6 protein-coding genes are annotated in these 11,255 nt (G+C 74.0%); all 6 read right to left on the bottom strand.

Features of this window, described 5'->3' with window-relative positions; genetic code table 11:
• Positions 1-23: 23 nt before the first annotated feature.
• Genes AC0B61_RS02660 through AC0B61_RS02635 form a run of 6 tightly spaced genes read right to left on the bottom strand, consistent with a single transcriptional unit; the run spans position 24 to position 10,842 of the window.
• Positions 24-5,420, bottom strand: coding sequence for a condensation domain-containing protein (locus AC0B61_RS02660; protein WP_471738763.1), 5,397 nt, complete (start codon positions 5,418-5,420; stop codon positions 24-26).
• A 21-nt stretch (positions 5,421-5,441) separates the two neighbouring features.
• Positions 5,442-7,325 carry a non-ribosomal peptide synthetase gene (locus tag AC0B61_RS02655; RefSeq protein WP_471738762.1) on the bottom strand — a complete coding sequence of 628 codons (1,884 nt, stop codon included), beginning with the start codon at positions 7,323-7,325 and terminating at the stop codon, positions 5,442-5,444.
• 20 nt (positions 7,326-7,345) lie between these two features.
• Positions 7,346-8,395, bottom strand: coding sequence for an HAD-IIIC family phosphatase (locus AC0B61_RS02650; RefSeq protein ID WP_471738761.1), 1,050 nt, complete (start codon positions 8,393-8,395; stop codon positions 7,346-7,348).
• Entirely contained in the window at positions 8,392-9,624 is a 1,233-nt protein-coding gene (locus AC0B61_RS02645) for an acyl-CoA dehydrogenase family protein (RefSeq protein ID WP_471738760.1), read from the bottom strand. The genes AC0B61_RS02650 and AC0B61_RS02645 overlap by 4 nt, the downstream gene beginning before the upstream one ends.
• Positions 9,608-9,907 carry an acyl carrier protein gene (locus tag AC0B61_RS02640; protein ID WP_471738759.1) on the bottom strand — a complete coding sequence of 100 codons (300 nt, stop codon included), beginning with the start codon at positions 9,905-9,907 and terminating at the stop codon, positions 9,608-9,610. The genes AC0B61_RS02645 and AC0B61_RS02640 overlap by 17 nt, the downstream gene beginning before the upstream one ends.
• Positions 9,904-10,842: a ketoacyl-ACP synthase III family protein gene (locus AC0B61_RS02635; RefSeq protein ID WP_471738845.1), complete on the bottom strand. Its 939-nt coding sequence runs from the start codon at positions 10,840-10,842 to the stop codon at positions 9,904-9,906. Before AC0B61_RS02635 ends, AC0B61_RS02640 begins: the two co-directional genes overlap by 4 nt.
• Positions 10,843-11,255 lie beyond the last annotated feature (413 nt).

Here is an 11,255-nt window from a genome sequence, read left to right as displayed (position 1 = left end):
TCTCCTTCGTCGGCCGGGACGGGTCAGTCGATGGTGGCGAGCCGTGCCGTGGCCGGCTCCGCGGGTGTGCTGGGGCTGGTCGTCGCGTGGAGGGGCCACAGCCTGGACAGCGGTGCGTCGGGGGCGCGGGTGGCCGCGCGCAGCATCGCGAGCAGTCCGTCGACCAGAGCCTGTGCGCTCGGCTGGTCGAAGAGCTCGGTGCGGTAGTCCAGCGAGACGGACAGTTCGTCCGGCCCCGGTCCTGCGACGACGGACCAGGAGAGGTCCAGCTCGCTGCGGTCGGGCGGCAGCGTGAGCCGCCTCGCGTCCGTGCCGGGCCACCGTACGGGCGCCGCCTCCACCCCGCCTTCCACGCCGCCTTCGACTCCGGCCACTACCCCGGCCTCCACCCCGGCCGCCGCGCCGAGTGTCGGCGGCAGCGCCTGGTAGGAGTACGCCACGTCGAACAGCGGCGCCCTGCCGGGTTCGTCGGGGAGTCCGGCCGCGCGCGCGATGTCGGCGAGCGGCACGTCCTGGTGCTGTTCCGCCCCGGTGGCGGCGCGCCGCACCCGGTCGGTGAGCTCCTCGAAGGACGGGTCGTCGGCAAGGTCCAGGCGCAGCGGCAGGCTCCGCGTGAAGGAGCCCAGCCGCCTGCGGGCCGCCGGGAGGGGAAGCGACGCGCCGGTCAGTCCGATGAGTGCCTCGTCCGCCTCCGTCCGCAGGGCGAGCAGGGCGGCGAGGGCCGCCAGCACGCCCTCCCTGGCCCCGGAACGGTTCACCGCGTGGGCGAGGTCGGCGGGAATCAGGGATCCGAGGGTGGCGGTGGCGCGGGTGCCGTGGGCGGGCCGGGCCCGGTCCAGTGGCGGCGCGCCGTCGGGCATGCCCCCCAACATCCTTTGCCAGTAGGAGAGTTGGTCCTCCCGTCGGGGGCGCGTCCAGGGCTCGGCGGGCTCGCCGGACAGCGCGGGCAGCTCAGGCAGCTCGGCCCGGTGTCCGTGCAGGCGGCCGCCGTACAGGGCGAGCAGGTCCCGGAAGAACACCTCCGGCTGGCCACCGTCGTAGGCCTGCCGGTGGGTGGTCACCAGCAGGACGTGCCGTGCGGGGCCCGTCGTCGCGAGGAGCGCGTGGAGCCGGCGGCCGGACGCCGGATCGAGGCTGAATGCGGCCTCGGCCTGCGCGATCTTCGTGGCCGCGAGGAGGGGATCGCTCGCGCCGGAGACGTCCACGGTGGTGAAGAAGCCGTCGCCGAGCAGCGAGCCGTGCCCCGCGGCTTCGGCGGTGCCGGCCCGCAACGCCTCGTGCCGCTCCGCCAGTTCCTCCAGCGCCGCGCGCAGCGCGGGGAGCCGCACCTCGCCGCGCAGCTCGATGCAGCTGACGACAGGGTCGGCGTCAGGGTCGGTGTCAGGGTCAGCGCCCGGCCGGTCCTCGGCCGGTCCGGCTGCCGCAGGCGGACCGCCGGGGAGGTCGCTGAAGCGACGGTCCGCGTCGTCCGCGACGGCGTGCAGCAGCTGCGTGAACGCCTCGGACATGGCAGCGATCGTGTCGGCGTCGAAGAGCTGCGTCGCGTACTCCATCATGACCACGATCTCGTCCTGGTCCACCAGCTCGCCGACGACCATCGAGAGGTCGAACTTGGCGGTGCCGGGAGGCAGTCCGGGGAAGTGCGGGATGAGCTCCGGGTCGTGCGCCGGTCCGGTGTCGACCTCGCCGAAGGAGGCGGCCGGCGGCAGCGTCTGGTGCACGTACATCACGTCGAAGAGCGGGTTGCGGCTCGGGTCGCGGTCGGCCGCGACCTCGCGCACGACCTGGTCGAACGGGATCTCCTGGTGGTCGAGGGCGTCGAGCAGCACCCCGCGCACCCGGTGCAGCAGTTCGCGGAAGCTCGGGTCGCCCGACAGGTCCGAGCGCAGCGCGATGGTGTTGTTGAAGAAGCCGAGCAGGCCCCACAGTTCGGGCCGGCTGCGGCCGACGGTCGAGGTGCCGACGACGATGTCCCGCTGGCCCGACCAGCGGGCGAGCAGCACGTTGAGCGCGGTGAGCAGCACCATGAAGAGCGTGGCCGTCTCCTGGGCGCCCACCTCGCGCAGCCGCCGCACCAGTGGGCCGGGGATGGTGAACCCGTGGGTGGCCCCCGCGAAGTCCATCCGGCCGGGGCGCGGCCGGTCGGTGGGCAGTGCCAGCGCGGGCGCGCCGCTCAGCTGCTCGCGCCAGTAGTCCAGTTCGCCGTCCAGGAGGGAGCCGGCCACCAGCTCGCGCTGCCAGCGCGCGTAGTCCGCGTACTGCACCGGCAGCGGTTCGACGGCGGGGGCACGGTTCTCCAGCCGGGCCGTGTAGAACTCCAGCAGCTCCTGCAGGTGGATCTGCGGGGCCCAGCCGTCGTTCACCGCATGGTGCATGCACCAGCAGACGATGTGGTCGCCGTCGCCGACCCGCACGACGGTCACCCGGACGAGCGGTTCGGCGGCGACGTCGAAGACCCAGCGCATGGCGGAGGTGACGACCGCACCCGCCGCGGTCTTCGGGTCGTCCTCGCCGGAGACGTCCAGGTACGTGAAGAAGTCGCCCAGTTCGGGCCGGATCACCAGCCCGGGCCTGCCGTCGACCTCGACGAGGTTGGACCGCAGCACCTCGTGGTGGCGTGCCAGGTCCTCCCAGGCGAGCCTGAAGGCCTCGACGTCGAGGGGGCCGCGGTACCGGGAGGCACCGGGGAGGTTGTAGAGCGTGGTCGTCGGGTCGAGCTGGTGGTGGAACCACATCCGCTCCTGCCCGTACGACAGCACCGGCTCCCCGCCCGGGACGACCGGCGGCAGTCCGGGGCCGGCCTCCGCGGGGACGACCGGGGCCGTCGGCGCGGCGCCGGTGCCGGTGCGGGTGCCGGTGCCCGGCGAACGCGGCGTGGGCGCGTGCTGCGCCCGGTCGTGAATGGCCTGGGCGAGCGAGCTGACGACGGGGTGGTCGTAGATGTCCGCCATCTTGAGCGGCACCCCGTGCCGCTCCCGGATCCGGTCCAGGAGCTGGAGGGCGATGACGGAGTGGCCGCCGATGGCGAAGTAGTCCGCGTCGGCCGGGACCTCGTCCGCGTGCAGCAGCTCGACGAGGGTGTCCCGCAGCCAGTCCAGTACGGCCGGGGGCTCCTCGGCGGCGGGTGTGGGCGCTGGTGTGGATGCGGGCACCGGAGCCGGAACGGCAGCCTGAGCCGTGGGCGGACGGAGAGCTTCGCTGACGGACGGCACCTCGTCCAACGGCGTGGCCCAGCAGGCGACGCCGGTGAACGGATGGCCCGGCAGCGGAATCCGACCGGCCGAGGGGTGGGCCCGCAGCAGCGGCCAGTCCAGGCTGACGCCCTCCTCGTACAACCGGCCCAGTAGCTCCAGGACGGCGGCGTCGGAGTCGGCGTCGGTGGCACCGGGCCGCAGCCGGAGCACGCGGGCGTCCGCGCGGTCGCGGAGGTGGACCGTCAGCCGGTCGCTGATCTCGCCACGGGACGCCAGCTCCACGAACACCACGGGACCGTCGGCGAGCTGCTCGTCCGCCGCCGCCTGGAGCTGCTCCGTCCGCAGCGGGTTGCCCGCCACCGCCGAATCCTGCCCGCTGGGTGCCTGCCGCAGGGCGGCGGTGTCCTCGGCGCTGAGGTCGCCCCGCAGGTAGCGGGCGGTGTAGCGGGAGATCCCCGAACTCATCAGCCCGTCCGGCGAGACGCCGGCCCCGACCAGCCGCTGGTACGTCGCGAGCTGTCCGCCGACCATCGCGGCGCGGTCGGCCGGTACGGGCAGCTCGTCGGGAAGCCCGTCCGGCAGCTGATCGCGCGGCTCGTCGGGCAGCTGGCCGGGTGTGGCATCCGCGGAGAGCAGGAAGACGACCCGGGGTGCGGCCGTCGGGCGAACAGCAGCGGTGTCCGCCGCCTCGTGCGCCCCGGGCGCGTCGAGCCGACGCCAGGTGACCTCGGCGGCCAGGCGTGCCGCGAGCTCGGAGGTGTCCCGGGCGACCACGGCCACCCGGTGGGCGTCGTGGTCCCGGCCCTCGTTCAGCGTGCGGGCGACGTCGGCCAGCGGGTGGGCGGTGTGGCGCAGTTCGAGTGACAGCCGCTCGCACTGGGAGAGCAGGTCCGCCCGGCTGCGGGCGGACACCGCGACCAGCTGCGGCGGGTTGGCGGCGGGGCGGACCGGGGCGGTCGCGGGGGGCTGTTCCACGACGCAGTGCGCGTTGACGCCGCCGAGGCTGAAGGAGCTCACGCCCGCCCGGCGGGTCTCGTCGTCCCACGGCTCGAGGGAGGTGACGACTTCGAGGCGGGCGCCTTCGAGGTCGACCTCGTCGGCGGGCTCCTCGAAGTGCAGCGAGGGGTACAGCTCGCCGTGGTGCACGCTGAGTACGGCCTTGACGAGTCCGGCGATCCCCGCGGCGTGGTCGAGGTGCCCGATGTTGGTCTTGACCGAGCCCACCTTCACCGTGCGGTCGCCGTCGGGACGGGCGAGGGCCAGGCCCTCGGCCTCGACGGCGTCGCCGAGCCGGGTGCCGGAACCGTGCGTCTCGATGTATCCGGCGTCCGCCGGGTCGAGCGAGGCACTGCGCCACGCCTTGGTGATGACCTCGGCCTGTGAGCGGGCGCTCGGCGTGCTGATGGTCGCGGCGTGCCGGCCGTTGTGCACGACGGCGCTGCCGCGGATCACGGCGTGGATGAACGCGCCTTCCGCCAGCGCCCGTTCGAGCGTGGTGAGGACCACGACCCCGCCGCCCTCGCCGGCGCCCGCGCCGTCCGCGGCCCGGTCGAACGCGCGGGAGCGGGCGGTGGGCGAGGCGATGCCGGGGAAGTCGGCCACCGCGGTCGCCGGCGGTACGACGTGCCGCAGGCTCACTCCGCCGACGACGGCGTAGTCCGCTTCGCCGTCGCCGAGTTCACGGCAGGCCTGGTGGACGGCGACGAGTGAGCCGTTGCAGCCGGTGTCGACGCCGTAGCAGGGGCCGGTGAATCCGAAGAGGTGGGAGATCCGGGCCGGCAGGGCGCAGGGGATGTTCCCGTTCATGGCGAGCGTGCCGTGCTCGCGCACCAGGGGCGCGTAGCCGTTGTTCGGCGAGCTGAAGATCACCGCTGTCCGGCTGTCCCGGACCCCGGCCGGGGCGTACCCGGCGTTCTCCCAGGCCTCGTGGGTGAGCTGGAGGGCCAGCCGGTGCTGCGGGTCGGTCACCTCCGCCTCGCGCCGGGACATCCCGAAGCGCTGGTGGTCGAAGAGGTCGATCCGTTCGAGGTAGCCCTGTTCCGGGTAGTCGTGCCGGGGATCGAGCCCGGTGCTCCGGATCCGCTCCGGCGGGATCGGGCGTACCGAGTCCCGTCCGGCCCGCAGGTTCGCCCGGAAGGCGGCGAGGGAGTCCGCCTGCGGGAATCTCGTGGCGATGCCGATCACCGCGATGGCCGGCCTGCCGCGTGTCACGCCCGTACCGCTCATGTCACCTTCTCCGTTCGCCTGTCAGAGCTCGTATGTGGCCGGTGGGGCGTGGCCCTCGCCTTCCGCGCTCTCGCCCAGGTGGTCGGCGATGCGCCGCGCCTGGTCGGCGATGGTGACGCAGTCGAACAGCTCGCCCACCCGCAGCGCCCCGGGCCATCGCTTGTCCAGCCCGTCGTGCAGGTCGATGACCTTGATCGAACTCCCGCCCACGGCGAAGAAGTTGTCGTCCGGGCCCGCGTCGGAGTGCCCGAGGACCTCCGACCAGATGCGGCCGACGGCGAGCCGGTGCCCGCGCCAGTCCCCGCCCGCGCCGCCGCCGGGTGCCGGCTGCCGTTCCGGGATCAGCGTGCGGAGTGCGGCCCGGTCCGCCTTGGTGCTGTGGTCGAGCGGGATGCGGTCGACCGGTACGAACAGGGTCGGTGTGGCCTGCTCCATCAGCCGGCCCCGACAGTGGTCGCGCAGCGTCGCGGCGTCCGGCGGCCCGCTGCCGGGTGCGGGCAGGACGAAGGCGATCAGCCGCGGCTCCTCCCGCCCGGCGGGTTCGCAGAGCACCACGGCCTGCTCCACGTCCGGGTGGCGTTCCAGCGCGCTCTCGATCTCGCCGAGTTCGATCCGGGTGCCGCGGACCTTGATCTGGTCGTCGGTCCTGCCGTGGTAGTGCAGCGCGCCCCGCTCGTCGACGCTGGCGATGTCCCCGGTGCGGTAGAGGCGCCCGCCCGGCGGCCCGTACGGGTCCGCGACGAACCGCTCGGCCGTCCGGGCCGGCTGGTTGGCGTAGCCGAGTGCCACGAGGGAGCCGCCGACGTAGAGCTCGCCCCGCTCCCCGGCCGGTACTTCGCGCAGCCGTTCGTCCAGGACCAGGGTGTGCGTTCCCGGCCAGGGCCGCCCGATGGCGACCCGGTCCCGGGTCGGGTCCGGATCGACCTCCACCGTGCAGGCGATGGTCGTCTCGGTGGGCCCGTACTCGTTGACGAGCCGGGCCCGCGGCAGCCGCTCGTGGTGCGTGCGGACCAGCTGGGGGGTGCAGGCCTCGCCCCCCATGACCACCATTCGCAGGGTGTCGGGCAGGCCGCCGGAGTCCTGGAGCACCGCCCGGTAGAAGGAAGGGATGTTGAACAGGTGCGTCACCCGGTGGTCCCTGGCCAGCCGGGTGAACTCCGCCACCCGCACGAGCTGTCGGGCGTCGGGGAGCACCAGCGTGTGGCCGCCGGTGAGCGACCAGAACATGCCGCCGAGGATCCCGTCGAAAGACAGCCGCAACGCGATCAGGAGGACGGAGCGTCCGGTGCCGTACACCGGCCCGCGGCAGCCGATGGACGCCGCGAACTGGCCCCGGCTGACCAGCACGCCTTTGGGCACACCGGTGGAGCCCGAGGTGTAGGCGACGTAGGCGGGGCTCTGCTCGGACACCGGCGGGTACGGGTCGGTGAGCGGTTCCCGGCCCGCCTCGACCAGCCGCGCCAGCGGGAGGTCCGCCACGTCCACGACCGCCGGCGGGGCGGGCATCGCCGAGAGCACGGCGGCCGGTACGGCGTCGTCGCCCTCGCTCAGCACCACCGCGCAGTCGACGTCCCGGCACAGCGCCTCGAACCTCCCGACCGGCAGGTCGGGTTCCAGGACCGCCCAGGTGGCACCGGTGCGCAGTGCGGCGAGCATGGCGATCACGGACAGGGCGCTCTGGTGCGCCCGGACGCAGACGACCCGCCCCGGCCGCAGCCCGTGCTGCCACAGCAGCCGGGCGAGACCGGCCGAGGCGTCGTCGAGCTCGCGGTACGTCAGCGCGGCCCCGCCGATGACGAGCGCGGTCGTCTCGGGCGCCTCGGCCACCCGGCTCCGGAAGGCGGCCCACACGGGCTGCGCCTGCGCCGGGGCGGTTTCGTCGGTACCACCGGGACGTCGGGTCATCGCGGTCTCGCTTCCGCCGGTCATGCCGCACCGGCGATCACGCGGGTGTGGCCGGGGGCCTTGGGCAGCGGGCGCGCCGGGTCCACGGCGAGCACCAGGCGGTCCTCGTCGGTGACCGTCGCCTCGTAACCGGCGAACCGCAGGGTGACCAGCATGTTCCGGTTGACCTCGGTCGGGACGAAGTGCGCGACGGGGCGCCGGCCGGCCGCCAGGGCCCGCTGGATCAGATGGTGCAGCAGCACGCTCCCCGCGCCGCGCGAGGCGACCCGGCAGGACATCAGCATCAGCCGCAGGACGGAGTCCCGCCCGACGAGTTCGGTGACGGCCAGGCCGATGATCCCGTAGTCGCCGAAGCGGTCGCGGAGCGTGGCCAGCAGCACCTGGTGGTCCGGTGCGGAGCTCAACCGGCGCAGTTCGTCGATCCCGTAGGTCAGGCCCGTGCTGTTGAGCTGATGCGTGCGGACGGTGAGCTCGCTGGCCCGGGCGAGGTCCTCCTCGGTGGCCGGGCGCAGCTCCATGACCAGGTCGAGCGAGTCGAGGAACGCCTGGCGTCCTTCGGTGAACTCCTCCTCGGCCTCCTGGCGTTGCCATTCGGCCTGGTAGAGCCGGCGTCGCCCGGCGGCCTCCGCGGTGATGTGCTCGGGCCGGAAGTCCCGCAGCAGTGGAAGCCGCCCGACCTCCGCCGCCGGGTAGCAGCGGACCATGGGGAGTTCGCTCTCGACCTCCGCCCGCTCCACCGGGTCGTTGTCGACGAACGCGATGGTGTCCAGGCCGATGTTGAGGGACTTCGCGATCCGGCGCACCGCGTCGGACTTGGAACCCCAGCCCACCCGCACCGCGCAGAACCAGTCGGCGAGCCGGCGCTGCGTCAGGTGCCGCCGGGTGACGCTGTGTTCGCCGCGGCTGGCGGCGGCGTGCAGGATGCCGCGACGGTCCAGTTCGGCCAGGGTCTCCAGCGCCGCGGGGAAGGGTGCGGGGTCGTCGCCCTCCAGCACCACGCCGTCCCACAGCGTGTCGTCCAGGTCCCAGACGAGGCACTTGACGGTGGGGGCGCCCGCCGCCGCCGTCACGACGCGCCGCCGGGGCGGCCGGGCGCGACGGGGCGGTCCGTGCCGCGCGCCGCAGCACCGTAGCGCCGTAACAACCGCTCGGCTATGTGAAGTTCCGACACCTGCTGCGCTCCTTCGATGATCTCCATGACCTTGGCGTCCCGGAAGTGACGGCCCGCCCTGCTGTCGGGCGCGCAGCCGGCCGAGCCGAGCACCTGGACGGCGTCGCGGCTCGCCGACGCCGCCGCGGCGGCCGCCGCGTACTTGGCCATGAGCGTCTCGGGCACCCCGTGCCCCGGGCCCGGGGCACGGGCCTCGGCGGCCCTGCGGGCGAGTGCGCGGGCCCCGGCGGCGTCCACCGCCGCCCGGGCCAGCAGCGAACGGACCAACTGGTGGTCGCCGAGGGGGAGGTCGCCCTGCCGGCGGACCGCCGCGTGGGTGGCGGCGTCCTCGACGCACGCCTCCGCCATGCCCACGCATCCCCAGGCGACCGTGAACCGGCCGTGGTCGAGCGCGGTCCCGACGACGTGGGAGAGCCCCAGACCGGCCGGGGCGACCAGCCGGCGCCGGGGCACCCGCACCCGGTCGAACGTCACATGGGCGATGCGGGCGGCCCGCATGCCGAGCTGGCCGTTCACCGGCTCCCGCTCGACACCGGTACGGTCCGCGTCCACGAGCACGGTGGCCGGCCGTCCCTCGTACGTGCCGAGCACCAGGAACACGTCGGCGACCGCACCGAAGGTGACCCACCTCTTGCGGCCGCTCACCACCAGTTCCCGGCTCTCCGGCCCGCCGGACGCCTCGATGAGGGTCTCCACCGAGCCCAGCGCGCTGCCGGCGGCCTGCTCCGTCGCCGCGAAGCCGGCGGTCAGCTCGCCGCCGGCCAGCCGGGGCAGCCAGTCGTCCCGCTGCTCCGCCGTCCCCCAGCGCAGCAGCGCCGCCGCGACCATGCCCTGGACGGTCAGCAGGCCGCGCAGGGCGCTGCACTCGGCGCCGATCCGGGCCGTGATCTCGCCGAGCGCGAGTGGGTCGAGGCCGGCGCCCCCGTACCGCCCGGGCAGGTCGGCGGCGAGCAGTCCCGACCGGGCGAACTCGGCCCGCACCGTGTCGGGCAGCCGGCCGTCCTGGTCCCAACGGGAGGCGTGGGCCCGGGCGTCGGCCGCCAGGTCGTCCGCCACCCGGAACAGATCCGGGGCCGTCGGCGGATCCGTCGTCACGGCGGCGGGGCCGCCGTCAGGAACGCTGTGCATGCGCCTCCCCCCGCTCGGGGGCGTCGATCTTGCGCCGGACGAGCTCGGTGATGCGGTTGGCCGTCCGGAAGCTGTCCAGATCCAGGTCCTCGACCTCGACGGTGAGGGCGAAGCGGTTCTCGACGAAGGTCACCAGCTCCAGCGCGAACAGGGAGTCGGCGAGGCCCTGGTCGAAGTAGTCGTCGTCCGGCTCGACCGGCCGGCGAAGCGCCGCGCTCAGGAAGTCGGTGATCTGCTCGGTGATGCCGTTCGTGCTGATGCCGTTCGTGCTGATGTCGTTCATGCCTCGCCCTTCCGCGGACCTGTCTCCACCAGCAGCAGACTCCACGCTGCCACCGGGCTGACGTTGATCATGACCGCGAGGTCGCCGGGGGCCAGCTCCCCACGGTCGAGTGCCGTGCTGAGATTGAGGAAGACGTCATTGGGGCCGAGGTGTCCGTACCTCCGCAGGTTCTGCCGGCACACCGGCAGCAGTTCGATGCCCAGCGAGTCCTCGAGGAAGGCGAAACCCCCGGCGGACAGGTTCTGGCTGACGAAGCCGGCGACGTCCCCGCGGCCGAGCCCGTTGCGCCGCAGCACGTCGTCCAGCATCGAGGAGAGGCGGTTGCGCGTCTCCATGGCCAGGCGGAAGGAGTAGGTGCGGGGGTCCGTGCACTCCTCGCGCCACTGGGCGGTGGGGCGGTCCCGGTAGTCGACGTGGAAGAGGTCCCAGTACCGCCCGTTGGTCAGCTGCGCGATGTCCCGCACCCGGATCCGCCCGCTGCGGGAGACCACCAGCGCCTGCCCGCCGTCGCCGTTCACCGTGACCGGGTGGCGGTAGCGCAGGGCGGCGGCCGGCTTGCTGCCGTGCACGACCAGGACGTCCTCCAGGGCGGGGTCCGCGGCCAGCAGCCCGCGGGCCGTCAGCAGGGCCGGGGTGATCGAGACGCAGCCGAGCCCGCCCACCGAGAAGGTGAGGGCGTGGTCGGCACCGAGCCGCTGCTGGAGCTGGGTCACCTCGGAGCTGAGGAAGGTCTCCTGGACCCGCGACTCCACCATCACCAGGGCGCCCAGCTCCCGGGCGTCGAGTCCCGCCTGTTCGAGGGCCCGGCGTGCGGCGCGTTCCGCGAGGGTGACGGCGTCCAGCCGGTCGTCCGCCCGGACGGTGTCGATGCCCAGGCCGTCGCGGGTGGCGCGCTCGGCCTCGTCGAGCGTCCGTACGTCGGTGATCGGCAGGATGTGCTCGGGCAGGTACCAGGCGGCGCTGCGGACGGCGACGGGTGCCGCGCCCTGCGGGAGGGCCTGCTGGGACACGGTCGTTCCCTCTCGTCTGAGGCAGGAGGCCGGGCCTGGCGCTGCGCAGCCGTCAGGTGGGCCGGAGTGTCGAATCACGAAGTCCGCGTACGACTCGTCGGAAACGTGAGTGCCGCGTTCCACTGCTCGGCGATCTCCTCCGGTTCGCTCAGGAACGAGTGGAATGGCCTCAGCCTGCCTTCGAGGCCGTAGGGCCGCCATGTCTTTAAGCGGGCGGCAAATAGGGCAGGTGGGCGGGGTGGTGTTCGGGGGGCGACCGGTCGCGCCGCCGCGGTGTCAGGAGATCTCCGCGAGGCGCAAGAGCAGGTTTCACCGGCGGTGCATTCCCTCCCGGGGGC

It is taken from the genome of Kitasatospora sp. NPDC023385, from assembly GCF_055664045.1.
The sequence above is the reverse complement of the archived record's forward strand: the minus strand, read 5'-3'. Positions and strand labels throughout refer to the sequence as shown.

What these genes read in the sequence shown, in the direction of transcription:
- AC0B61_RS02655 (WP_471738762.1), bottom strand. Translation starts at nt 7,325, where the DNA reads ATGACCCGACGTCCCGGTGGTACCGACGAAACCGCCCCGGCGCAGGCG.
- AC0B61_RS02640 (WP_471738759.1), bottom strand. Translation starts at nt 9,907, where the DNA reads ATGAACGACATCAGCACGAACGGCATCAGCACGAACGGCATCACCGAG.
- AC0B61_RS02660 (WP_471738763.1), bottom strand. Translation starts at nt 5,420, where the DNA reads ATGAGCGGTACGGGCGTGACACGCGGCAGGCCGGCCATCGCGGTGATC.
- AC0B61_RS02645 (WP_471738760.1), bottom strand. Translation starts at nt 9,624, where the DNA reads ATGCACAGCGTTCCTGACGGCGGCCCCGCCGCCGTGACGACGGATCCG.